The following is a 21427-nucleotide window of genomic DNA, read 5'->3' as shown; positions in this document are numbered from 1 at the left end:
AACGCTGACCGCAATGCGCGTGGGAGTCGCCATGGCAGCGATGAGGCTTCCCCGGTGGGGCCTTTCGCCGCCATGGCGGCTCCCACACCGCGATCGCGCTAGGCTGGGGCATCCACGTCGTCTACGAGGATCACATGCACGAGCCGGTCTATCACATCGTGGGCAGCTACATCTCGCCCTACGTGCGCAAGGTGCTGGTAGTGATGGCCCACAAGGGCCTGCGCTACAGCATCGATCCCATTGCCCCGTTCCTGGGCGGCGACGCCTTCCAGCAGCTCAGTCCGTTGCGGCGCATCCCGGTGCTGATCGACGGCAAGCGGGTCATCAACGACTCCACGGTGATCTGCCAGTACCTGGAGGAGCGCCATCCGACGCCGTCGCTCTACCCGGCCGACCTGGGTGAGCGCGCGCAGGCGCGCTGGCTGGAGGAATACGCCGATGCGCGCCTGGGCGAAGTCATCGTCACCGACATGTTCTACCAACGCGGGCCCAAGCGATTCCTGTTCAAGGAGCCGCTGGACGAGGCGCGCTTCAACCGTGCGCGCGATGTGGAATTGCCGGCCAGCCTGGACTGGCTGGAGGCACAGATGCCGTCCGATGGCTTTGTGCTGGGGGCACTGTCCATCGCCGACATCACCATCGCCAGCTTCTTTCGCAACGCGGCGATGGTGCGCGTGGAGGTCGATGCCACGCGCTGGCCGTTGACCGCCGCCTGGCTACAGCGGGTGCTGTCCCTGCCGGAGTTCGCGCGGCTGGCCAGGATCGAGGACGCCGTCGCCCGGGTGCCCCTGCCCGAGCAGCGCGACCTGCTGCTGTCGATGGGCGAACCGCTGAGCGCGGACACCCTCGGCACCATGACGCCCCGCAAGGGCGTGATGCGGCTGGATTGAGCGGGCCGGGAAGGCGTCGGGTGTTTCGGGGCCACGCGGGTAGCTGACCCACGGGCCACGACGCCGGAAGCAGAAGCCGGTCAATCGCAACCAAGCGTGGAGCGTGGCCTAGCCTGAATCTCCTGCCTGATTGACAGCCACCTCGACGAACTCCGCAAATGCGCGGGCCTTGGCCGTGGCCATGCGGCCGCTGGGGAACACCGCCCACAGGTCGATGTCCGGCAGCGACCAGTCCGACAGCACCGCCTGGACGCGGCCATCGGCGAGCTCGGGCGTGAACATCCATTCGGATGCGATGGTGAGGCCCATGTCGGCCAGCACCGCGGTGCGGATGCCTTCGGCGGCGCTGAAACGGGCCCGGCCGCGGACGCTGACCGAGACGCTGCGGCCGGCGCGCTGGAACTCCCAGGTGCTGTCCTGCTGGCTGAAGACCAGGGTCTGGTGCGCGGCAAGATCGGCCGGGGTCTTCGGTCGACCGGCGCGCGCGAGATAGGCCGGACTCGCGATGACCAGGCGTCGTGTCCTGGCAAGTCGACGTGCGACCAGCCCGGTGTCGGCCAGTCGGCCCATGCGCAGCGAGACATCGATGCCTTCGCCGATGAGGTCGATCGGCCGATCATCCAGCACCACGTCGATCTCAAGCTCGGGATGTGCCTCCAGGAACCTGGGCAACGCCGGGATGACGTGCAGCCGCGCAAAGGTGGTCGCAGCCGAGACGCGCAGCCGGCCGGACAGGTTGGCGCCGGCACCACGCGCGGCCAGCTCGGCTTCTTCCACCTCCTGCAGCACCACTTGCGCGTGCTCGTAGAAGCGCAGACCCGCTTCGGTTGGGGTCAGGCCCTGGGTCGAACGCATCAGCAGGCGCACCTGCAGGTGCTGTTCGAGCTGGGCAATGGTCTTGGAGACCGCGGGCTGGCCCAGGCGCAACACACGGGCGGCGGCGGAGAACGATCCGGTCTGGACCACCTGGACGTAGGTGGACATGGCCTGCAGACGATCCAAGGCTATTCCTGCCGGGAATGAGGATTATCGATTCTACCTGTCTGCCATTCCGAGCACGTGGTGTCCAGACTTTGCTGCACCGGGCGCCCGCCGCCCTTCAAAGCACACGAGCCTGTCATGATCGAGGTCTACGCATTCGCCACCCCCAACAGCGTCAAGGTCCCGATCGCGCTGGAGGAACTGGGGCTGGACTACGCCCTGCACACGATTAACGTGAAGCAGGGCGCGCAGCGCCAGGACGCGTTCCGCGCGCTCAACCCCAACGCCAAGGTGCCGGTGCTGGTGCAGACCGATGCCGCCGGGCAGCGCCAGGTGCTCACCGAGTCCGCCGCGATCCTGATGCACCTGGCCGAGACCGCCGGGCAGCTGCTGCCCACCGAGCCGCAGGCGCGTGCACGGGTCTTCGAACAATTGTTCTTCCACGCCTCGGCGGTGAGCCCGGCGTTCGGCAACGCCGGCTACTTCCGCACCCTTGCCCCCGAACCGCAGCCGCTGGCGCTGCAGCGCTTTGCCGACGAGGCCCGCCGCGTGAGCGCACTGCTCGACGGCCTGCTGGCCGAACGCACCTGGGTCGCCGGCGACACCTATTCCATCGCCGACATCGCCCACTTCGGCTGGTTCTGGCGTCGCGCGTTTGCCGGCATTGCGCTGGAGGACTTCCCGCATTTGCAGCGCTGGTACGCCGCCATCGAAGCGCGTCCGGCCGTGCAGCGCGCCATCGCACGCGTCAACGCCCTCGTCCCCGCTCCCTGATCCGTTCCCGTCCCCAACCCCCACCAACCAAGGCACACCCATGTCCCGCTTCGATCGCTACCGCAACGCCTATCCCAATGCCCGCCTGACCCGTACGCCTGCCGGCGTGCTGGAGGTCGCCCTGCACACCGACGGCGGCAAGCTGGTCTTCAACGGCCACACCCACGAACAGTTCGTCGACCTGTTCCACGACATCGGCTCGGATCCGGACAACCGCGTGGTGATCCTCACCGGCAGCGGCGATGCCTTCATGGATGCGATCAGTCCGGATGGCTTCGACTTCTTCACCCCACGCGGCTACGACAAGATCTTCCGCGAGGGCAAGAAGGTCCTGATGAACCTACTCGACATCGAGGTGCCGCTGATTGCCGCGCTCAACGGTCCGGTCCTGCTGCACTCCGAGTACGCGCTGCTGGCCGATATCGTGCTGGCCACGCCGGAGACGGTGTTCCAGGACAAGCCGCACTTCGACTTCGGCATCGTGCCGGGCGATGGCGTCAACCTGCTGTGGCCCGAAGTGGTCGGCAGCATCCGCGGCCGCCATTTCATCCTCACCCGCCAGGTGCTGGACGCGCAGACCGCAAAGGAATGGGGCGCGGTCAACGAGATCGTGCCGGCCGACCAGCTGCTGGTCCGCGCACACGACATCGCCGCCTCGCTGGCAGCGCTGCCGCCGCTGACCGCGCGCTACACCCGCATCGCCCTGACCCAGAAGCTGCGCCGCATCGTCGATGAAGGCGCCGGCTACGGCCTGGCGCTGGAAGGCATCAGCGCCGCCGAGGTCGCCCGCAACGCGGCGCAGGCCAGCTGACCTCATGCGCGGCGTGGCTCCGCGCCATGCCGCGCGCTTCCCGTCCCGACATCCCTGGAGTACACCCATGACCCTGCAAGACAAACTCGACGCCTTCAAGGCGGATTTCGAAGCCGGCAAGCCGCCTTACAGCGTGCCGCGCTCGGTCATCGACACCATGCACAAGGCCACGGCCGAGCTGATCGCCTCCGGCGCCGCACAGCGCGCACGCAAGGCCGGTGACCGCGCACCGGACTTCATCCTCAACGACCCCGATGGCAAGCAGGTCTCCTCGGCCGAGCTGCTGCAGCGCGGCCCGATGATCATTAGCTTCTACCGCGGGGTGTGGTGCCCGTACTGCAACATGGAACTGCAGGCCCTGCAGGCGGCGCTGCCCGAGCTCACTGCCACCGGCGCCAGCGTCGTGGCCATCTCGCCGCAGATTGCCGCCAACAGCCGCAAGTCGGTGCGGCAAAACGGCTTGGACTTCCCGATCCTGTCCGATCCGGGCAATGCAGTCGCGGCTGCGTTCGGTTTGCGCTTTGCCCTGCCGGATTACTTGGTGGACCTGTACGCGTCCATGCGCAACGACCTGCCGGCGTTCAATGGCGACGACAGCTGGACCCTGCCGATGCCGGCGCGCTACGTGATCGCCCAGGACGGCACGATCGTCTATGCGGAGGTCAACCCGGACTACACCTTGCGCCCGGATCCCTCCGAACTGCTGCCTGTCCTGCACCAGCTCGCCAGCCGCGCCGCCTGATCCATCAAAGGCACGCCCGCGTGATCGCGGCCGTGCCGCAAGGAACCCTCATGTCCCGTACTTTCCTGATTACCGGCGCCGGCAAGGGCATTGGCCTGGCGCTCGCCGAGCGGCTTGCCGCCGATGGCCACCATGTCATCGGCATGGCGCGGAACGCGCCACCCTCGTTTCCGGGAGCCTTCATCCCCGTCGATCTGGGCGACGATATCGCCGCCGCGGCCGCCTTCGCCGTGGTCGCCGAGCGCTTCGACCTGGATGGCGTGGTCAATAACGTCGGGCTGGTGCGTCCGGCACTGCTGGCCGACACGACGCTGGCCGATCTCGATGCGGTCATGCAGCTCAACCTGCATCCGGCGCTGCTGGCCGTCCAGGCCACGCTCCCAGGCATGCAGGCGCGTGGCTGGGGCCGTATCGTCAACATCGCCAGCCTGACCGTGCTCGGCACGACGCAGCGTACCGCCTATGCGGCCGCCAAGGCGGCGCTGGTCAGCTTCAGCCGCACGTGGGCGCTGGAGCTTGCGGGCACTGGCATCACCGTCAACACGGTCGCGCCCGGACCCACCGAGACTGAACTGTTTCGTGCCAACAATCCCCAGGGAAGCGCCGGCGAACACCGCTATCTTGCCGGTGTTCCGATGGGGCGCTTCGGGACACCGGAGGAGATTGCCGCAGCAATCGAATTCCTGTTGACCGAGGATGCGGGCTTCATTACCGGGCAGACGCTGCATGTCGATGGCGGCGCCTCCATCGGCAAGCTGGCAATTTAGCGGCGCTCGGTCATGACGTCTGCGCCAGGCGGGCTTCCTCGCAGGTCCCAGGCGAACCGAAGTCAGGCTCCGGCCTGATTTCCATGGAGTCGAGGAGCGGGGTCACATCCCGTCGCTGCTCAATGCGGGTTTGAGCAACTCGTCTCCGAAAAGGGCAGCACGAGGGCCGCCAAGTCCCCTCCGCCCTCCGTGGGATGACTTTGGATCTAGGACATCGCCCTTGGTCTGCTGTACTACTGCGCGCAAGCTTCTCGCTGATCACGGTCGTTCAACCAAGGAATCGGAGGCAGCCATGCGTAGGGATTCTTTCCGCCTGCTGTTGGGGACGTTCGTTGCGCTGATGGCCACCGGTGCCTGGGCGCGGACGTCCAACGCGCAGATCGACGAGGCCGTCAGGGCAGCGATGGCCCGCACCCATGCGCAAGGTGCCGCCATCGCCCTGATCGACGAAGGACAGGTGGCCTATGTCCAGACCTACGGGGCGCGCAACGCCAAGGGCGACCCGCTCACGCCCGACACCATCATGTATGGGGCCTCCCTGACCAAGGCCGTGTTCGGCTATCTGGTCACGCAGCTCGCGTCCGAAGGCAAGCTGGATCTCGATACGCCCATCGCCAGGATGCTTCCCGAGCCACTGCCAAGCTACGGCAACCTGGATGCCTACGGCCACTGGGGCGACCTGGCGGCCGATGCACGCTGGAAGCGCGTGACGCCCCGCCACGCGCTCAACCACAGCACCGGCTTCGCCAATTTCGCCGACCTGGAGCCCGATCAGAAGCTGCGGTTCCATTTCGACCCAGGCAGCCGCTATGCCTACTCGGGAGAAGGGATCTCGCTGCTGCAGTTCGGCATCGAGCAGGGCCTTGGCCTGAGCGTGGAAGGCGAACTGCAGGCGCGCTTCTTCAAGCCCCTGGGGATGACGCGCACCAGCCTGATCTGGCAGGACAGCTTCGGCGGCAACCTCGCCGATGGCTGGGACGAAGCCGGCAAGATCGAGCCGCACGACGACCGCAGCCGGGTCCGCGCAGCGGGCTCCATGGACACGACCATCCAGGATCTGGCCAAGATGGCGGCCGCCATGGTGCGCGGGGAAGGGCTTCCGCCGAAGTGGCGCCAGGCCTTCGCCGCAGGCACCCAGCCCATCACCAGCAAGAGCCAGTTCCCCACGCTGGACAACCAGGCGCCTGCCGCCGAGCAGACCTCGGCCAAGGCCGCCCTCGGCGTGATTGCCTTCACCGGCCCCCAGGGACGGGGATGGTTAAAGGGTGGCCACAACGAAGTCACCGCCAACACGCTGGTCTGCCTGGAAGAGCGCCAGCGCTGCCTGCTGGTGCTGGGCAACGATGTCCGGATCGAAACTGCGTTTCCCGCCCTCGTGCGCGTGGCGCTCGGCGAAACCGGTGTTCCGTATCGCTGGGAGTATGGGGCGGCCAAGGTGCCCGATTCGCCACAGTAGGCCTACGGCGATCGCCTCAACGAGAAGCGCGATCTTCCACCTGTAGCAAGACACAGGCTTGTAGTAGGGAAGGGCATCGTATGGGCGTCGTTTAGGATTGGCCAGCTTTCAAGGACAGTCCCCGGCGGGGCATCGATGCGCGCGGTGCCTGCGTGGGCGCGTCGACGAGGCGAGCCGGGTTGCCTCGGTGGAGATCGCGTTAGTGTCGACAAGCGAATGGGAACGTCCCTGACCGCGCACCGCCGTTGACGAGACGCCTGAGGCTTGTCGGCCGCTAGGGCGCGTGGATCTTGCCGGCGATGGTGCGCGTCCACATGGCCCGGCCGCTGCCATCAGCGAACTGCGGCAGCGACCGGGGACCCACCGGCTCAAGGCGGCGATTAGGTCTTGGGCGGCAAGCCCATCTTCTCCAGGGTCAGGGTCTCGTCGGCACGACCCCAGCCGCCGTCGGCGACTTCGTCGACCAGCACCATCGTGTAGGGGCGAACACCTTCGCCGAAGTATTCGACGAACATGGCGGTGGTGCGGTGGATGATCTCTTCCTTGCGGGCGGTATCGAGGAGGCCTTCGGGGAACTTGTAGTTGGCAAAGGGCATGGTAGCGAATTCCAGAGAGGGGTTAATCGAAAGTGCGCATGGATGCCGCCTGTCATACGCCCCTGCGCGGCCGGCGGCGTGCGCCGCGCAGGACATGCAATCAGGCCGCCGTACGGCCGTGACCCACACGATGCGGAAGGCTTGCGGCCAACCAGCCGGCGATCGAGCCCAGCAGCACCGCTGTGGCCAGTTCCAGCAGCAATCGCACCGAGGGCGGCTGGTGCGCGGCGAACCAGCAGACCAGGCCGAGGAAGTAAGCCAACGGATTGTTCAAAGGCGTCACGCGCGAGGCGGTCAGCACCACCAGCGCGACCACGAACACCACCATTGGCAAGGTGGCCGCGCCCAGTGACGACGCCAGTGCCGCCAATGCCATGGAGGCCACCACGCCGATCGGGAGACCCGCCAGCACACAGCTCAGGTTCGACAGGCCCTGGCGTAGGTTGAGACCGCGCGAGAAATAGCCGATCCAGCCGATGAACATCGCCCAGACCGGGACCTCGATCAGCAGCGTGGCCGTGCCGGCGGCGGCCGCGGCGATCGCCGATTCGCCCAAGGTGCGCGGCAGGCTCTGGGCAGGTGCGGACATCACGCCACCTCGCGCGGGATCTGTGGGCGCAGCAGATCGCCTAGACCGATACGGCGCAGGAACTCGGCGCGCACGCGGTCGGCCACGGCATTGACCACCGCCGCGCCGTCATCGGACGGATCGACATGCACGCGGAACGGTCGCTGGCCCGCCGGCGTGTTGACGATGCCGACCATCGCGCTGGCGACCTCGGCCACGTCGCTGTCCGGTGGCTCGGCCGCCGCAAGACCGTCGTTGGCCTGCTGCGCCAGCCCGCGCGTTGCGCCCTCGGCGTACTCGGCCGCGCGTGCGGTGTCGGCCGGTGTTCCGCTGTGGGCGAAGTGGTTGGTGCCCTGGGTGAAGGCGCCCGGGACCAGGATGCTGGTCTCGATGCCCCAGCGCGCCAGCTCGCTGGCGTAGCTCACCGCCAGCGCATCCATGCCGGCCTTGGCCGCGAAGTACGGCGCCAGGAACGGCGGCGTGCCGCCGCGGGTGCTGGAGCTGCCCACCCACAACAGCAGCCCGCTGCGCTGGCCGCGCAGGTGCGGCAACGCGGCGCGGTTGACCCGCTGGGTGCCCAGCACGTTGACGTCGTAGAGCTGGGCGTACTGCTCGGGCGTGAAGGCTTCGGCCGGGCCGAACACCATGTGCCCCGCGTTGTGGACCAGCACGTCCAGGCGGCCGTGGTCGGCGATGACCTGGGAGATGGCGGCATCGGCCGATGCCTGCGATTGCACGTCCAGTTCCAGCGCGCGCAGGTCGACGCCGTGGCGGCTGGCGTGTTCGCGCAACGCCTGCACCTGCGGCGCGTTGCGGCCGGCGATGTCGCGCATGCTGGCGTAGACGGTATGGCCGGCGGCGGCCAGGGCACGGGCGCCCAGGGCGCCGAAGCCGCTGGAAGCGCCGGTGATCAGGATGACCTGCTTGTCTTGGTGCGTGTTCATGGCATGGGGACTCCGTCGACGCTGCCTGGCGGCAGCGCCTGTGTGGAATGCAGCGGTAGGAAGCGGCGTTGGTGCTTAGGCGAAACCGCCGTTGGCGCGCAGCACCTGGGCGTTGACCCAGCTGCCGTCGGTGCCGGCGAGGAAGGCCACGACGGCGGCGATGTCCTCCGGCGTGGCCAGGCGCTCCAGCGGCGGCAGCTTGGCCAGCTGGGCGATCTGTTCCTCGCTCTTGCCGGTCAGGAACAACTCGGTCCCGGTCGGGCCGGGGGCCACGGCATTGACGGTGATGTTGCGGCCGCGCAACTCGTTGGCCAGGACCTTGACCAGGCCTTCCACACCGGCCTTGGTGGCGATGTACGGGCCGTAGCCAGGGAAGGACTTGGCAATCACGCTGGTGGACAGCGCCACGATGCGTCCCCCCTCGGCCACATGTTGGGCGGCCTGGCCCAGCACCAGGAAGGCGCCACGCAGATTGGTGGCGACCATCGCGTCGAACTTGTCCAGGCTCTCGGCCGTGACCGGCGCCATGTCCATCACCCCGGCGCTGTTGACCACCACATCCACGCGTCCGAAGCGCTCGACGGTCTGCGCGAACAGGGCCGCCACGGCCGCAGCGTCGGCCACGTCGGCCTGCACCGCGATGGCCTGGCCACCGGCGCCGACGATGGCATCCACCGTTTCGGCGGCCTTGGCCGCGTTACCGGCATACCCCACCACCACGTTGAAGCCATCGGCGCCCAGGCGCTGGGCGATGGCGCGGCCGATGCCGCGGGAAGCGCCGGTGACCAGCGCGGTCTTGTTCGAAGTGCTCATGGCGAAATCCTCATCGTGTGCCGGTCGGGCCGGCGGGATGGGGACAGTCTGGCCATTGGCCCTGCTTGGATAAACCAGCGGCAGTTGCCAGAACCATTCAATCTGGGACAACAATAGTGCGTATGGACCGCTTCGATTCCCTGCACCTGTTCGTCCGCATCGTGGAGCTGGGCAGCTTCACCCGCGCGGCGGCCGAGCTGGACCTGCCCCGGGCCACCGCCACCCATGCGATCAAGCAGCTGGAGGCCCGCCTGGGCAGCCGCCTACTGGAGCGCACCACGCGCCAGGTGCGCACCACCGTCGATGGCCAGGCCTTCTACGAGCGCTGCGTGCACCTGCTGGCCGAGCTGGAGGAGGCCGAAGGCGCCGTGCGCAACGTTGCCGCCCGCCCGCGCGGTCAGGTGCGCGTGGAGATGCACGGCAGCCACGCGGTGCAAGTGGTACTGCCGCGCCTGCACGAGTTCCACGCGCGCTATCCGGACATCGCGCTGGTGATCAGCAGCGGCGACCGGCTGGTGGACCTGGTGCGAGAAGGCGTGGACTGCGCGCTGCGCAGCGGGCCGCTGCGTGACTCCTCCCTGGTGGCTCGGCGGGTGGCCACCCTGCACGAGGTGGTCTGCGCCAGCCCCGCCTACCTGGCCGAACACGGCACGCCCACCCATCCCGAACAGCTGGCCCAGCACCAGGCGGTGGGCTTCTTCGCGCCCAACCACGACATCGACTATCCGTTTGCGTTTCTCGTCGACGGCAAGCCGCGCGACTTCCCCATCGGGGGCTGGTTGAAGGTCAACGAGTCGCGCAGCTACGTGGCCGCCGCCGTGCGGGGATACGGGCTGATCCAGATCCCGCCACTGGGCGTGGCCGATGAACTGGCCAGCGGCGCGCTGGTGCAGGTGCTCGCCGACTGGGCCCCACCGCCGATTCCCGTGCACCTGCTGCTGCCCAGCCGCAACCCGCCGCCACGCGTGCGGGTGTTCGTGGAATGGATCACCCAGGTGTATGCCGAGGCGCTGGGCTGACCGGCGCGTCGTTTGAGCGCAGAAGCGCGCTGCCACGTGCAACGACGCGGCGGCGCCCACGGTCAGCGCGTGAGGTTGCGATCCAGGAATTCCAGCATCGCCTTGGCAATCGCATCGCCGTGCGTCTCGATCGCGAAGTGTCCCGTGTCCAGGAACTGCACCTGCGCCTCGGGGAGATCGCCCTTGAAGGCTTCCGCGCCCGCGGGGACGAAGAACGGATCATGCTCGCCCCAGATGGCCAGCAACGGCGGCTGGTACTGGCGGAAGTACGCATGCAGCTGCGGGTACTGTTTGACGTTCTCGCCGTAGTTGGCGAGCAGGTCGATCTGCGGCGCCTCGCCGATGCGGGCGATCGCCGCCGAGGCCAGCTGATACGTTTCCGGCGCGATCAGCGAGGGCTCCTTGACCCCTTCCTCGTACTGCCACCGGATCATCTCGGGCGTGTTGAAGTGGCGCAGCGCCTCGCGGTTTTCGGCGGTCGGATGCGCCCAGGCGGTGCGCGCATCGGCCCAGCCCTCGCTCAGACCTACTTCGTAGGCGTTGCCGTTCTGGCTGACGATCGCGGTGATCTTGTCCGGATGCTGCACGGCCAGCCGCCAGCCCACCGGCGCGCCGTAGTCGAAGACATAGAGGGCGTAGCGGTCGACGCCCTTGGCTGCGGTAAAGGCGTCGATGACCGAGGTCAGCCGGTCGAACGTGTAGTCGAAGCGCGTCCCGGCCGCGACCTCGGTCTGGCCGAAGCCCGGCAGGTCCGGTGCCAGCACGTGATAGCGCTGCGCCAACACGGGAATCAGGTTGCGGAACATGTAGGACGAGGCGCCGAAGCCGTGCAGCAGCAGGACAGTGGGCGCGTTCGCAGGTCCGGCCTCGCGATAGAACAGGCGAACGCCCTGCACGTCGAGCGTGTGGTGGTGCACCGGAACGGCGGCAGCCAGAGCGGGTGTGATGCTCATGAGGAATTCCTTTGCGGATGGGTTGAGAGTAACCTTTCAAAATCACTTTTGAAGGTTACTTGCCCGCAGTCTAGGCGTGCCCGTGATAACCTATCAATCGGTATTTAAGAGGTTATGTTGATGAGCGAGGCACGACGCGATCCCGCCCCGGGTGAACCGCCGCTGGTGGGCGATCACTGGGCGATGGATCTGCTCAACACGCAGGTGCGCAGCCAAGGCCAGGACGTCGATCTGTGGCGCACGGGCGCGGACGTGAGCGCATGGCTGTCGCGCCTGGGGCTCGAAGCCGCTGAGCCGGACGCGCGCAGCCAGGCGGCGTTGCTGACGCAGGCCCGGTCGCTGCGCGCGCTCACGCGCGCACTTGTCGTCAGTCGCAAGGCGGGCCAGGCCGTGCAGCTCGATGACCTCAACCAGCATCTGCACGCGTACCGCAGCACGCCGCATCTGGCGCACGACATCGACGGCCACCTCGTGCTGCAGCGACGGGCGGCGGGTGACGATGCAGCGGCACGGCTTGGGCCGGTTGCCGAGTCAGTGGCCACGCTGCTGGTCGAGGGCGATTTCGCGCTCGTCAAGCAATGCGAGCACCCCGACTGCATCCTCTGGTTCTACGACCGCACCAAGTCGCACAAGCGCCGCTGGTGCAGCATGGCCCAGTGCGGCAACCGGCATAAGGCCGCACAATTCAGAAAACGCAACAGCGACACCGCGTCGTAACGGCGTCCCTTGCCGCAGCGCGTCAGTCGGTCGACGGCGCCTCAGTCGCCCACGCGCACCTTGCGTCCCAGCGCACGCAGGACGCCGTAGATCAGCACCAACACGAACAGCGCGACGCCGATGGCGTGCCATTCCTTCGAGGAGAGCGTGGTGACGATGGCGGCCATTGCGGCCACCGCCAGCAGCGGGATCAGCGGGCCACCCCACAGCACGAAGGGTTCGCCGCGCTCGCGCAGGTCCAGGCGCTGCGCCTGCCAGGCGGCGATGGCGACCAGCAGGTAGACCAGGCAGTTGGACCCGCCGGACACCAGCGCCAGCGCATCGAAGCTGCCGCCCAGCGCCAGCGACCATGCCAGCAGTGCGTGCACCACCAGCGCCAGCAGCGGCACGCGGTGGCGCGGCGTCACCTTGGCGAAGGCCGAGGGCAGGAAGCCGTCGCGGCCCAGCGCGAACAACGAGCGCGAAGAGGCCAGCAGGTTGCCCAGCAGGAAGCCGGCCATCGAGACACAGGCCGTGATCAGCAACAGCACCCGCGCTGGTGCCCACAACGCCGCGGCGGTCTCGGCCAGCGGCACGCCGCTGTTGGCCAGGGCCGGCCCGAGCAGGCCCTGGCCCACGATCTGCAAGCCCAGGTAAAGCGCCACCACCAGCAGGATGGCCACCATCGTCGCGCGCGGCACGTTGCGCGAAGGGTCGCGCACTTCACCAGACGGAATCAGCGCGGTCTCCACGCCTGAATAAGCAAAGATCACCAGCACCATCGACATGCCCAGCGCGCCCCAGGACGGCACCTCTCCGGGCAGGAAACTCACCTGGCTCCAGTCCACGAACCAGATCCCGCACGCCACCAGGACGAACAGCGGCGTCAGCTTGATCGTGGCCAGCGTGGCGATGGCGCGCGAGCCCAGCTTCACCCCGAACGCGTTGAGCGCGAACATCAGCCCATAGACCGCCGTAAGGAACGCCATGCGCGCGGTCGGCGTGCCCAGCGCAGGGATCAGGTTGGCGACCTGGCTGGACAGGGCCGCGGCCACCCCCGCACTGGAAGCGACATTGCCGATCCACATCAGGGAGCCGGCGATGAACCCCGCAAACGGCCCGAACGTGGTGCCCACGTAGGTATACGGCCCGCCGGTGGCGCTGGCGCGGCTGCCGATGGCGGCAAAGCACAGGGTCACCGGGATGATCGCCAACGCGCCGGCCAGCAGCGCCAGCGGCGCGGCCGCGCCCATCTGCAGCGACAGGGTGGCCGGCATGCGGAAGATGCCCCCGCCCACGATGATGTTGATCACCGCCGCGGTCAGGGCGAAGGCGCCCACGGCGCGGATCAGGGCGGCGTCGCCCTGCAGGGGTTTGGGGGTGGGTTGGCTTGGCATGGAAGGGGGTTCGACAGGACGGCGCAGCCTCGCACGGCCGGCGCCCGCGCGCGAGGTTCAGCAACGGCCTTCAGGGTTCCATCCGATCCCGCAGCCGCCTCATCCCGGCCGGCAGCCGAGGACCCGCCCGTACGAAGCATATTCAATGCACCGAAAGCGCCGCTAGACGACTGGTCTACTTTTCGGTAAGGTAGACGCATGAACGCTGCGATGACTCCCCAGACCAAGGACGTGCGTGAGTCCCTGTTGGAGATAGGTCAACAGACCATGGCCGCCAAGGGGTTTTCCGCGGTCGGGCTGAAGGAAATCCTGGACGCCGCAGGCGTGCCTAAGGGGTCGTTCTATCACTACTTCGCATCCAAGGACGCGTATGGCCAGGCGCTGCTGGAACGCTATTTCGCCGCGTATCTGGCCGAGATCGATGCCACCTTGCGTCTGCCGGGGCTGACCATCGCCCAGCGCCTGAAGCGCTACTTCCAGAACTGGCAGGACACCCAGTCCTTCGCCCACTGCCAGGGCAAATGCCTGGCGGTGAAGCTGGGCGCGGAGGTGGCGGATCTGTCCGAACCGATGCGCCTGGCCATGCAACGCGGCACGTCGGGCATCGTGGATCGTCTGACCGCTGCGCTGGAGGCCGGGGTCGGCGAAGGTTCGCTCTCGATCCAGGGCCAGCCGCGGCAGGTGGCCCAGAGCCTGTACCAGCTGTGGCTCGGTGCCAGCGTGCTGGTCAAGGTCTCGCGCGACGTCCAGCCGTTCCAGGCGGCGATGGCCACGACCCGCCAGCTCCTCCAGCTTCCCCAGTAACCCCCGGCCGCACTCGACTCGCACGCGACATCGCACGCCTCCACCCTAGACGACCGGTCTACTTAGTACGTTCGATCCACTGTCAACAGGAGCAACCACATGAAGATCCTCATGGTTCTGACCTCGCACGACCAACTCGGCGACACCGGCAAGAAGACCGGCTTCTGGCTGGAAGAGCTGGCCGCCCCGTACTACGTGTTCAAAGACGCCGGCGCCCAGATCGTGCTGGCCTCGCCCAAGGGCGGCCAGCCACCGCTGGACCCCAAGAGCGACTCGCCCGATGCGCAGACCGATGACACCCGCCGCTTCATGGCCGATGCCGACGCCAAAGCGCAGCTGGCCAACACCGTGCGCCTGGACAGCGTGTCGCAGGCCGATTTCGATACGGTCTTTTATCCTGGTGGCCACGGCCCGCTGTGGGACCTAGCCGAAGACCGCACCTCCATCGGCCTGATCGAGTCCTTCATCGGCGCCGGCAAGCCGGTGGCCCTGGTCTGCCATGCGCCCGGCGTGCTGCGCCACGTCAAGGCCGCCAATGGCCAACCGCTGGTCCAGGGCAAGCAGGTCACCGGCTTCACCAATAGCGAGGAAGCGGCGGTACAGCTGACCGAGATCGTGCCGTTCCTGGTCGAGGACGAACTCAAGGCCAAGGGCGGGCTGTATTCCAAGGGTGAGGACTGGAGCAGCCATGTGGTCAGCGACGGCCTGCTGATCACCGGCCAGAATCCCGGTTCATCCAAAGAGGCCGCCAACCTGCTGCTGAAGCAACTGTCGGCATCGGCGGCTTGATCCATCGGTGAGACCGGCCGGGCTGGACGCGGGATGCCCCTCGTCTCGAAAGGACGCATCCAATGCCGGTCCCCCTGGGCAGGCCCACGCTTTCTCCGCGAAGGCGTGGGCCTGTGCCGACCGACCAACGGGTCCTGCACCAGCCCATTAGCCCCGATCCGTCGGCCCTTCGCGCAGAAAATCCACGAACACCCGCAGCTTCGGCGGCAGGTGCTCGCGCGCCGGGTAGTAGATGTGGAAGCCGGCGAACGGCTGCTGCCAGTCCTCCAGCACGCTGACCATCCGACCGGCCGCCAGGTCGGCCTGCGCGAATTCGCTGAAGGATTGCACCAGCCCCATGCCGCCGCGCGCGGCCGCGTAAGCGACCTCGCTGTCGTTGCTGATCAGCGGCCCGTGCACCTCGACCTCGAAATCGCGTCCGTCGCCGGTGAACTCCCACGGCATCAGCCGACCACTGGTGAGCCGGTGCACGATGCAGGCGTGATGCACCAGGTCGGCCGGCGTCTGCGGCACGCCGTGACGGGCGAAGTAGTCCGGCGTGCCGACCACCACCTGGCGGTGCATCGGTCCGATCGGCAGCGCCACCATGTCGCGCGCCAGCGACTCGCCCAGGCGCACGCCGGCATCGAAGCCCTCGGCCACCAGGTCGACCATGTAGCGGTCCACGAACAGCTCCACCTGCACCTGCGGATAGCGCGCGTGGAACTCGGGCAGGCGCGGCATCACCAGGCGTTCGGCCACCAGCCGCGGCAAGGTGATGCGCAGCAGCCCGGCCGGCGTATCGCGCACGGCGTCCAGGTCTTGGAAGGCCGCATCGATCTGGTCCAGCCCCACCCGCACCTGTTCCAGGAAGCGCGCGCCGTGTTCGGTCAGGCCCACCCGGCGCGTGGTCCGGTTGAGCAGGCGCACGCCGAGCTGGCGCTCCAGCGCGCGCACGGTCTGGGACAGCGCCGATGGGCTGACGCCCAGCTCGTCGGCCGCACGGCTGAAGCTGGCATGGTGGGCGACGCGGCTGAAAGCGACGACGGCGGGGAGCGGACTGGGCGACATTGTGAAGCTGGACTTCAAGGCAGATGCGGATTGGCCCAGTTTATCCACATGGCGCCCGGGGGCGATCCTGTTCATCCCTCCCCACGCGGTGACCGCCATGTCGCTCGACCATTACCGCCTGCTGGGCCGCTCCGGCCTGCGTGTCAGCCCGCTGGCCCTGGGCACGATGACCTTCGGCCAGGACTGGGGCTGGGGCGCGGATGAAGCCGAGGCCGGCCGCATCCTTGACGCCTATCTGGAACGCGGCGGCAACTTCATCGACACCGCGAACTTCTACACCTTCGGCAGCGCCGAAACGCTGCTGGGCAAGCTGCTGCGGCACCGGCGCGAGCGCGTGGTGCTGGCGACCAAGTACAGCCTGAGCATGGACGCGGCCGACCCCAACGCCGGTGGCAACCATCGCCGCGCGATGCTGCGCGGGGTCGAGGCCAGTCTCAAGCGGCTGAACACCGATGCCCTGGACCTGCTCTACCTGCACGCCTGGGACGGCACCACGCCGGTGGAGGAAGTGATGCGCGCCTTCGATGATCTGGTGCGCGCCGGCAAGGTCATGTATGCCGGCATCTCCGACACGCCGGCCTGGCAGGTCGCGCGCATGCAGACCCTGGCCGACCTGCGAGGCTGGAGCCCGCTGGTGGCGCTGCAGGTCGAATACAGCCTGCTCCAGCGCAGCGTCGAGCACGAGCTGCTGCCGATGGCCGCAGCGCTCGGCCTGGGCGTGGTGGCCTGGTCGCCGCTGGGCGGTGGCGTACTGACCGGCAAGTACGGCGCGGCCGATCTCACGCCACCGGCCGAGGCCGGACCGACCGGCACGCGCCGCGAAGTGGCCATCGCCAATGGCGCGCTCACCCCACGTGCGCTGGACATCGCCGCGGTGGTGCGCGCGGTCGCCGCCGAGACCGGCCACAGCGCGGCACAGATCGCCCTCGCCTGGGCCCTGCAGCGGCCCGGCCCGGGCGCGATCCCCATCATCGGGGCGCGCACGCTGGCGCAGCTGGAAGACAACCTGGGCGCGTTCGAGGTCCACCTCACGCCTGCGCAATGCGCGCGCCTGGACGATGCCAGCGCATGTCCGGCGCCATTCCCGCACGACTTCCTGCGCTCGCCCCTGGTGATGCGCAACCTGTTCGGCACCACGCGGCTGGAGCCGCGCGCCTGATTCCGATTCCACGCAAAGGAGCATCGACATGAAGACCCGCACGCTAGGCCGCAACGGCCCCACCGTCTCCGCCCTGGGCCTGGGCTGCATGGGCATGAGCCACGCCTACGGCGGCTACGACGACACCGAGTCGCTGGCCACGTTGGACCGCGCGCTGGAGCTGGGCATCAACTTCTGGGATACGGCCGACATCTACGGCCCGCATAGCAACGAGCAGCTGGTTGGCCGGGCGCTGCAGGGCCGGCGTGAGCGCGTGTTCCTGGCCACCAAGTTCGGCTTCATCGCCAACAGCGGCCAGTTCGGCACCGCGCAGGGGCCGAAGGTCGACGGAGCGCCCGCGTACGTGCGCCAGGCGGTCGAAGCCAGCCTGCAGCGCCTGGGCACTGACCATATCGACCTGTACTACCTGCATCGCCTGGACCCGGCCACGCCGATCGAAGACACGGTCGGAGCGATGGCGCGCCTGGTCCAAGAAGGCAAAGTGGGCTACCTGGGACTTTCGGAAGTCTCGGCCGACACCTTGCGGCGCGCGCACGCCGTGCATCCGATCACCGCGCTGCAGAGCGAGTACTCGCTGTGGACGCGCGAGCTGGAAGGCAACGGCGTGTTCGACACGGTCCGCGACCTGGGCATCGGCTTGGTGCCGTTCTCGCCGCTGGGGCGCGGCTTCCTCACCGGCGCGATCACCGCGCAGGACCAGCTCGGCGAGGGCGACTTCCGCCGCAGCAATCCGCGCTTCCAGGCCGAGGCGCTGGCCGCCAACCTGCGTCTTGCCGACACGGTCAAGGCCATCGCAGCCGACCTGGGCGCCACCCCAGCCCAGGTCGCCCTGGCCTGGGTCCTGGCGCAGGGCGAGCACATCGTGCCCATCCCCGGCACCAAGCGCCGCAAGTATCTGGAGGACAACGCCGGTGCCGCCACGCTGGTGCTCGATGCCGACGCGCTGGCGCGGCTGGACGCGGTGTTCCAGCCCGATGTCGCCGGCCCGCGCTACGGCGCGACTGAGCTGGCACTGGTCGATCGCGGCCATTGAGCTGCCCTCCCCCCTTTTCGTTCCGTCAGGAGTTTCCGCATGAAGACCCGCACGCTGGGCCGCAACGGCCCCACCGTCTCCGCCCTCGGCCTGGGCTGCATGGGCATGAGTGCCTTTTATGGCGGCCGTGGAGAGGACGCTGCGTCCATCGCCGTCATCCACCGCGCGCTGGAGCGCGGCGTCACCCTGCTCGACACCGCCGACATGTATGGCCCGCACACCAACGAGGTGTTGGTCGGAAAGGCGATCGCCGACCGGCGTGACCAGGTGTTCCTGGCCACCAAGTTCGGCATCAAGCTCGACCCGGACGATCCGTCGGTGCGCGGCATCGACGGCAGCCCGGCCTATGTGCAGGCCGCCGCCGAGGCCAGCCTCAAGCGCCTGGGCGTGGATCACATCGATCTGTACTACCAGCATCGTGTCGATCCGTCCGTGCCGATCGAAGACACGGTCGGTGCGATGGCGCGCCTGGTCGAACAGGGCAAGGTGCGTTACCTGGGCCTGTCCGAGGCCGGGCCGGAGACGATCCGCCGCGCGCATGCCGTGCATCCGATCACCGCGCTGCAGACCGAATACTCGCTGTGGTCGCGCGATCCGGAGGACAACGGTGTGCTGGACACGGTGCGCGAACTGGGCATCGGCTTCGTGCCGTACTCGCCGCTAGGCCGCGGCTTCCTCACCGGCGCGATCCGCTCGGTAGAGGATTTCGACGCCGATGACTACCGTCGCCACAGCCCGCGCTTCCAGGGCGGCAACTTCGCCGCCAACCTGGCGCTGGTGGACCAGGTCAACGCCATCGCCGCCGACAAGGGCTGCACGCCGGGCCAACTGGCCTTGGCGTGGGTCCTGGCCCAGGGTGAGGATCTGGTGCCAATCCCGGGCACCAAGCGCCTGCAGTACCTGGAGGAAAACCTCGACGCACTGGACGTGCATCTGAGCACGGCAGACCTGGCCGCGATCGAAGCGGTGTTCCCCACCGACGCCGCGTCCGGCACGCGCTATCCCGAGACGATGATGTCCTCGCTGAGCCGGTGATACCGGGTGCAGGCACGCGAACGCCCCGTGCTTGCGCGCGGAGCCGCGTGTTGCCGGTTTCGCCATCGACCAGCGGCGTGATGCCTGCGGAGCCGGCCCGCGGGCACACCGGGGCCGGCCGCGCCATGCGCACCATCTGGAACAATGCGATTCGCGGTGATTGCCTTGTCTCGACGTCACCGGTCGGCGCGTGGACGGACAATACGCACCGATCCGTTCGACCCACAGGAGTTACCGCGATGAAGACCCGCACCCTCGGCCGCAACGGCCCCACCGTCTCCGCCCTGGGCCTGGGCTGTATGGGCATGAGCCAGTCCTACGGCAACCGTGTGGACGATGCCAGCGCGATCGGGGTGATCCACCACGCGCTCGACCACGGCGTGACGCTGCTGGACACCTCGGACATGTACGGCCCGCACACCAACGAAGTCCTGCTGGGCAAGGCCATCGCCGGCCGGCGCGATGCGGTGTTCCTGGCGACCAAGTTCGGCTTCACCTTCGCTCCCGGCGCGACGCGGCCCAGCGGCGTCAGTGGCCGACCCGAGTACGTCCGCGCCAGCCTGGAGGCCAGCCTCAAGCGCCTGGGCACCGACCACATCGACCTGTACTACCAGCATCGCGTCGATCCGACCGTGCCGATCGAGGACACCGTCGGCGAGATGGCGCGCGCGGTCGAGGCCGGCAAGGTGCGGTTCCTCGGCCTGTCCGAGGCTGCCCCGGCGACCCTGCGCCGCGCGCATGCCACCCATCCGATCACCGCACTGCAGACCGAGTACTCGCTGTGGTCGCGCGATCCTGAGGACAACGACGTGCTGGCCACCGTGCGCGAGCTGGGCATTGGCTTCGTGCCGTACTCACCGCTGGGGCGCGGTTTCCTCACCGGCGCGATCCGCTCGCCGGAAGACTTCGACGAGGACGACAACCGCCGCAACCACCCGCGCTTCCAGGGCGCCAACTTCGCCGCCAACCTGGCGCTGGTGGACAAGGTCAACGCCATCGCCCGCGACAAGGGCGTCACCCCGGGCCAGCTCGCGCTGGCCTGGGTGCTGGCGCAGGGCGAGGATCTGATCCCGATCCCCGGCACCAAGCGCACTGCCTATCTGGACGAAAACCTGGACGCGCTGAACCTGAGGCTGGACGCGAAGGACCTGGCCGCCATCGAAGCGGTGTTCCCAACCGGCGCAGCCTCGGGCACGCGTTATCCGGAAAGCAGCATGGCGACGTTGAACCGCTGAGTGATGGCCGCGCTCTCAGACCTCAGAGGCCAGGCAGCATGCCGCCATCCACGCGCAGGTTCATGCCCGTGATGTAGGCGGCCTTCGTGCTGGCGAGGTAGGCCACCGCGTCGGCGATCTCGTCCAGCGTTCCCACACGGCCAACCGGCACTTGGGCGAAGTGTGGCAGGGCCATGCGCTCGACCTCTTCCCACGGTGCGTCCTCCGGTACCCCGCCGTCCCGCGCGACCTCACGAAAACGCTGGTCGAGCGCCGCACTGTGAATGGTGCCGGGAGAGATTGCATTGACCGTGATGCCCTCGCTGGCAACGGCCTTGGCCAGCGAGGCGGTCATGGCATTCATCGCCAGCTTGCTGGCCGCATACTCCGGCCGCGATGGCGGCGGCATCAACGCAGCCAGGCTCGAGATGTTGATCACCCGTCCCCAGCGTGCCTGGCGCATGTCCGGCAGGACGCGCGTGATGACGCGTACGGCAGCCAGTACGTTGCGGTCGTAGGAGGCCTGCCACGTCGCGGGCTGCGTGTCTTCCCAGGTTTGCTGCACGCCACCGGAACCCCCGGCGTTGTTGACCAGGATGTCGATTCGGCCGGCCTGCCGTCGTGCCGCGCTGAGCAGTTGGTCCACCGCCGCCTCATCCGTCAGCTCACCGGTGACCACATGCGCCCGGCCACCTGCCTCCAAGATCCCGCGCGCGATACGTTGCGCCTGGACCGGATCGCGCCCGTGCACCACCACCGTGGCGCCTTCATGGGCAAGCGTCCCGGCAATGGCGGCGCCGATGCCCTTGCTGCTGCCCGTCACCAGGGCCACCCTTCCAGCGAGTTGTAAATCCACAGGCCTGCTCCAATGTCTTCCGCTTCGAGACGCCATGGTTGGGTGATGCAGTGGGTGGGACAAGTACGCACGAAAAAGTG

23 protein-coding genes are annotated in these 21427 nt (G+C 68.1%); 14 read left to right on the top strand and 9 right to left on the bottom strand.

Features of this window, described 5'->3' with window-relative positions:
• The first annotated feature begins 134 nt into the window (after nt 1–134).
• The gene (locus ACORQU_RS08000) at nt 135–890 is read left to right on the top strand and encodes a glutathione S-transferase family protein (RefSeq protein WP_271647851.1); all 756 of its coding nucleotides are present in this window, start codon (nt 135–137) and stop codon (nt 888–890) included.
• Nucleotides 891–998: 108 nt separating this feature from the next.
• Here ACORQU_RS08000 and ACORQU_RS07995 read toward each other — a convergent pair whose 3' ends face one another.
• Entirely contained in the window at nt 999–1892 is an 894-nt protein-coding gene (locus tag ACORQU_RS07995) for a LysR family transcriptional regulator (RefSeq protein WP_491644443.1), read from the bottom strand.
• A gap of 117 nt (nt 1893–2009) precedes the next feature.
• Between ACORQU_RS07995 and ACORQU_RS07990 the strand changes: the two genes are divergently transcribed.
• The 5 genes from ACORQU_RS07990 to ACORQU_RS07970 all read left to right on the top strand — a co-directional run bounded on the left by ACORQU_RS07990 (nt 2010) and on the right by ACORQU_RS07970 (nt 6421).
• Entirely contained in the window at nt 2010–2645 is a 636-nt protein-coding gene (locus ACORQU_RS07990) for a glutathione S-transferase family protein (protein WP_491644441.1), read from the top strand.
• A 40-nt stretch (nt 2646–2685) separates the two neighbouring features.
• Entirely contained in the window at nt 2686–3456 is a 771-nt protein-coding gene (locus ACORQU_RS07985; protein ID WP_491644439.1) for an enoyl-CoA hydratase/isomerase family protein, read from the top strand.
• A gap of 67 nt (nt 3457–3523) precedes the next feature.
• Entirely contained in the window at nt 3524–4198 is a 675-nt protein-coding gene (locus tag ACORQU_RS07980; protein WP_491644437.1) for a peroxiredoxin-like family protein, read from the top strand.
• A gap of 50 nt (nt 4199–4248) precedes the next feature.
• Entirely contained in the window at nt 4249–4965 is a 717-nt protein-coding gene (locus tag ACORQU_RS07975; RefSeq protein WP_491644436.1) for an SDR family oxidoreductase, read from the top strand.
• A gap of 292 nt (nt 4966–5257) precedes the next feature.
• Nucleotides 5258–6421 (top strand): serine hydrolase domain-containing protein, encoded by a 1164-nt coding sequence (locus ACORQU_RS07970; protein WP_491644435.1) that lies wholly within the window; start codon nt 5258–5260, stop codon nt 6419–6421.
• A 380-nt stretch (nt 6422–6801) separates the two neighbouring features.
• Here the strand turns inward: ACORQU_RS07970 and ACORQU_RS07965 are convergent, their stop codons facing one another.
• The 4 genes from ACORQU_RS07965 to ACORQU_RS07950 all read right to left on the bottom strand — a co-directional run bounded on the left by ACORQU_RS07965 (nt 6802) and on the right by ACORQU_RS07950 (nt 9342).
• Complete coding sequence (locus ACORQU_RS07965) at nt 6802–7017, bottom strand: tautomerase family protein (RefSeq protein WP_491644433.1); 216 nt, start codon at nt 7015–7017, stop codon at nt 6802–6804.
• Nucleotides 7018–7117: 100 nt separating this feature from the next.
• Nucleotides 7118–7606, bottom strand: a complete 489-nt coding sequence (locus tag ACORQU_RS07960) for a DUF1097 domain-containing protein (protein ID WP_491644431.1) — start codon at nt 7604–7606, stop codon at nt 7118–7120.
• The gene (locus tag ACORQU_RS07955; protein WP_491644429.1) at nt 7606–8529 is read right to left on the bottom strand and encodes an SDR family oxidoreductase; all 924 of its coding nucleotides are present in this window, start codon (nt 8527–8529) and stop codon (nt 7606–7608) included. Before ACORQU_RS07955 ends, ACORQU_RS07960 begins: the two co-directional genes overlap by 1 nt.
• 75 nt (nt 8530–8604) lie before the next feature.
• On the bottom strand, nt 8605–9342 hold the full coding sequence (locus tag ACORQU_RS07950) for an SDR family oxidoreductase (protein WP_491644427.1): 738 nt from the start codon (nt 9340–9342) through the stop codon (nt 8605–8607).
• Between the two features lie 122 nt (nt 9343–9464).
• Here ACORQU_RS07950 and ACORQU_RS07945 point away from each other — a divergent pair, with 122 nt between their 5' ends.
• Complete coding sequence (locus tag ACORQU_RS07945; protein WP_491644425.1) at nt 9465–10361, top strand: LysR family transcriptional regulator; 897 nt, start codon at nt 9465–9467, stop codon at nt 10359–10361.
• Nucleotides 10362–10423: 62 nt separating this feature from the next.
• On the opposite strand, the gene ACORQU_RS07940 is transcribed toward ACORQU_RS07945, so the two are convergent.
• On the bottom strand, nt 10424–11314 hold the full coding sequence (locus ACORQU_RS07940) for an alpha/beta fold hydrolase (RefSeq protein WP_491644423.1): 891 nt from the start codon (nt 11312–11314) through the stop codon (nt 10424–10426).
• Nucleotides 11315–11434: 120 nt separating this feature from the next.
• Between ACORQU_RS07940 and ACORQU_RS07935 the strand changes: the two genes are divergently transcribed.
• Entirely contained in the window at nt 11435–12031 is a 597-nt protein-coding gene (locus ACORQU_RS07935) for a CGNR zinc finger domain-containing protein (protein WP_491644421.1), read from the top strand.
• A gap of 41 nt (nt 12032–12072) precedes the next feature.
• Here ACORQU_RS07935 and ACORQU_RS07930 read toward each other — a convergent pair whose 3' ends face one another.
• On the bottom strand, nt 12073–13407 hold the full coding sequence (locus tag ACORQU_RS07930; protein WP_491644419.1) for an APC family permease: 1335 nt from the start codon (nt 13405–13407) through the stop codon (nt 12073–12075).
• A gap of 198 nt (nt 13408–13605) precedes the next feature.
• On the opposite strand from ACORQU_RS07930, the gene ACORQU_RS07925 reads away from it, so the two are divergent.
• Together ACORQU_RS07925 and ACORQU_RS07920 are read left to right on the top strand one after the other, a co-directional pair.
• The gene (locus ACORQU_RS07925; RefSeq protein WP_491644417.1) at nt 13606–14211 is read left to right on the top strand and encodes a TetR/AcrR family transcriptional regulator; all 606 of its coding nucleotides are present in this window, start codon (nt 13606–13608) and stop codon (nt 14209–14211) included.
• Between the two features lie 99 nt (nt 14212–14310).
• Entirely contained in the window at nt 14311–15000 is a 690-nt protein-coding gene (locus tag ACORQU_RS07920; RefSeq protein ID WP_491644415.1) for a type 1 glutamine amidotransferase domain-containing protein, read from the top strand.
• A 147-nt stretch (nt 15001–15147) separates the two neighbouring features.
• Here the strand turns inward: ACORQU_RS07920 and ACORQU_RS07915 are convergent, their stop codons facing one another.
• Nucleotides 15148–16050 carry a LysR family transcriptional regulator gene (locus tag ACORQU_RS07915; protein ID WP_491644413.1) on the bottom strand — a complete coding sequence of 301 codons (903 nt, stop codon included), beginning with the start codon at nt 16048–16050 and terminating at the stop codon, nt 15148–15150.
• A 97-nt stretch (nt 16051–16147) separates the two neighbouring features.
• Between ACORQU_RS07915 and ACORQU_RS07910 the strand changes: the two genes are divergently transcribed.
• The 4 genes from ACORQU_RS07910 to ACORQU_RS07895 all read left to right on the top strand — a co-directional run bounded on the left by ACORQU_RS07910 (nt 16148) and on the right by ACORQU_RS07895 (nt 20512).
• Complete coding sequence (locus ACORQU_RS07910; protein ID WP_491644411.1) at nt 16148–17209, top strand: aldo/keto reductase; 1062 nt, start codon at nt 16148–16150, stop codon at nt 17207–17209.
• A 28-nt stretch (nt 17210–17237) separates the two neighbouring features.
• Entirely contained in the window at nt 17238–18242 is a 1005-nt protein-coding gene (locus tag ACORQU_RS07905; protein ID WP_491644409.1) for an aldo/keto reductase, read from the top strand.
• A gap of 39 nt (nt 18243–18281) precedes the next feature.
• A complete protein-coding gene (locus ACORQU_RS07900) occupies nt 18282–19277 on the top strand; it encodes an aldo/keto reductase (RefSeq protein ID WP_491644407.1) in 996 nt (331 codons plus the stop codon).
• Nucleotides 19278–19516: 239 nt separating this feature from the next.
• Nucleotides 19517–20512: an aldo/keto reductase gene (locus tag ACORQU_RS07895; protein ID WP_491644405.1), complete on the top strand. Its 996-nt coding sequence runs from the start codon at nt 19517–19519 to the stop codon at nt 20510–20512.
• Nucleotides 20513–20534: 22 nt separating this feature from the next.
• On the opposite strand, the gene ACORQU_RS07890 is transcribed toward ACORQU_RS07895, so the two are convergent.
• The gene (locus ACORQU_RS07890) at nt 20535–21347 is read right to left on the bottom strand and encodes an SDR family NAD(P)-dependent oxidoreductase (protein WP_491644403.1); all 813 of its coding nucleotides are present in this window, start codon (nt 21345–21347) and stop codon (nt 20535–20537) included.
• Nucleotides 21348–21427: the final 80 nt, after the last annotated feature.

The sequence above is a fragment of the Pseudoxanthomonas sp. JC1303 genome (assembly GCF_058448525.1).
This window is presented reverse-complemented; position numbering and strand designations above follow the sequence as displayed.

Bases quoted from the DNA above. Each gene is read 5' to 3' on its own strand.
- ACORQU_RS08000 (WP_271647851.1), top strand. From the start codon at position 135: ATGCACGAGCCGGTCTATCACATCGTGGGCAGCTACATCTCGCCCTAC.
- ACORQU_RS07990 (WP_491644441.1), top strand. From the start codon at position 2,010: ATGATCGAGGTCTACGCATTCGCCACCCCCAACAGCGTCAAGGTCCCG.
- ACORQU_RS07985 (WP_491644439.1), top strand. From the start codon at position 2,686: ATGTCCCGCTTCGATCGCTACCGCAACGCCTATCCCAATGCCCGCCTG.
- ACORQU_RS07980 (WP_491644437.1), top strand. From the start codon at position 3,524: ATGACCCTGCAAGACAAACTCGACGCCTTCAAGGCGGATTTCGAAGCC.
- ACORQU_RS07975 (WP_491644436.1), top strand. From the start codon at position 4,249: ATGTCCCGTACTTTCCTGATTACCGGCGCCGGCAAGGGCATTGGCCTG.
- ACORQU_RS07970 (WP_491644435.1), top strand. From the start codon at position 5,258: ATGCGTAGGGATTCTTTCCGCCTGCTGTTGGGGACGTTCGTTGCGCTG.
- ACORQU_RS07965 (WP_491644433.1), bottom strand. From the start codon at position 7,017: ATGCCCTTTGCCAACTACAAGTTCCCCGAAGGCCTCCTCGATACCGCC.
- ACORQU_RS07960 (WP_491644431.1), bottom strand. From the start codon at position 7,606: ATGTCCGCACCTGCCCAGAGCCTGCCGCGCACCTTGGGCGAATCGGCG.
- ACORQU_RS07955 (WP_491644429.1), bottom strand. From the start codon at position 8,529: ATGAACACGCACCAAGACAAGCAGGTCATCCTGATCACCGGCGCTTCC.
- ACORQU_RS07950 (WP_491644427.1), bottom strand. From the start codon at position 9,342: ATGAGCACTTCGAACAAGACCGCGCTGGTCACCGGCGCTTCCCGCGGC.
- ACORQU_RS07945 (WP_491644425.1), top strand. From the start codon at position 9,465: ATGGACCGCTTCGATTCCCTGCACCTGTTCGTCCGCATCGTGGAGCTG.
- ACORQU_RS07940 (WP_491644423.1), bottom strand. From the start codon at position 11,314: ATGAGCATCACACCCGCTCTGGCTGCCGCCGTTCCGGTGCACCACCAC.
- ACORQU_RS07935 (WP_491644421.1), top strand. From the start codon at position 11,435: ATGAGCGAGGCACGACGCGATCCCGCCCCGGGTGAACCGCCGCTGGTG.
- ACORQU_RS07930 (WP_491644419.1), bottom strand. From the start codon at position 13,407: ATGCCAAGCCAACCCACCCCCAAACCCCTGCAGGGCGACGCCGCCCTG.
- ACORQU_RS07925 (WP_491644417.1), top strand. From the start codon at position 13,606: ATGAACGCTGCGATGACTCCCCAGACCAAGGACGTGCGTGAGTCCCTG.
- ACORQU_RS07920 (WP_491644415.1), top strand. From the start codon at position 14,311: ATGAAGATCCTCATGGTTCTGACCTCGCACGACCAACTCGGCGACACC.
- ACORQU_RS07915 (WP_491644413.1), bottom strand. From the start codon at position 16,050: ATGTCGCCCAGTCCGCTCCCCGCCGTCGTCGCTTTCAGCCGCGTCGCC.
- ACORQU_RS07910 (WP_491644411.1), top strand. From the start codon at position 16,148: ATGTCGCTCGACCATTACCGCCTGCTGGGCCGCTCCGGCCTGCGTGTC.
- ACORQU_RS07905 (WP_491644409.1), top strand. From the start codon at position 17,238: ATGAAGACCCGCACGCTAGGCCGCAACGGCCCCACCGTCTCCGCCCTG.
- ACORQU_RS07900 (WP_491644407.1), top strand. From the start codon at position 18,282: ATGAAGACCCGCACGCTGGGCCGCAACGGCCCCACCGTCTCCGCCCTC.
- ACORQU_RS07895 (WP_491644405.1), top strand. From the start codon at position 19,517: ATGAAGACCCGCACCCTCGGCCGCAACGGCCCCACCGTCTCCGCCCTG.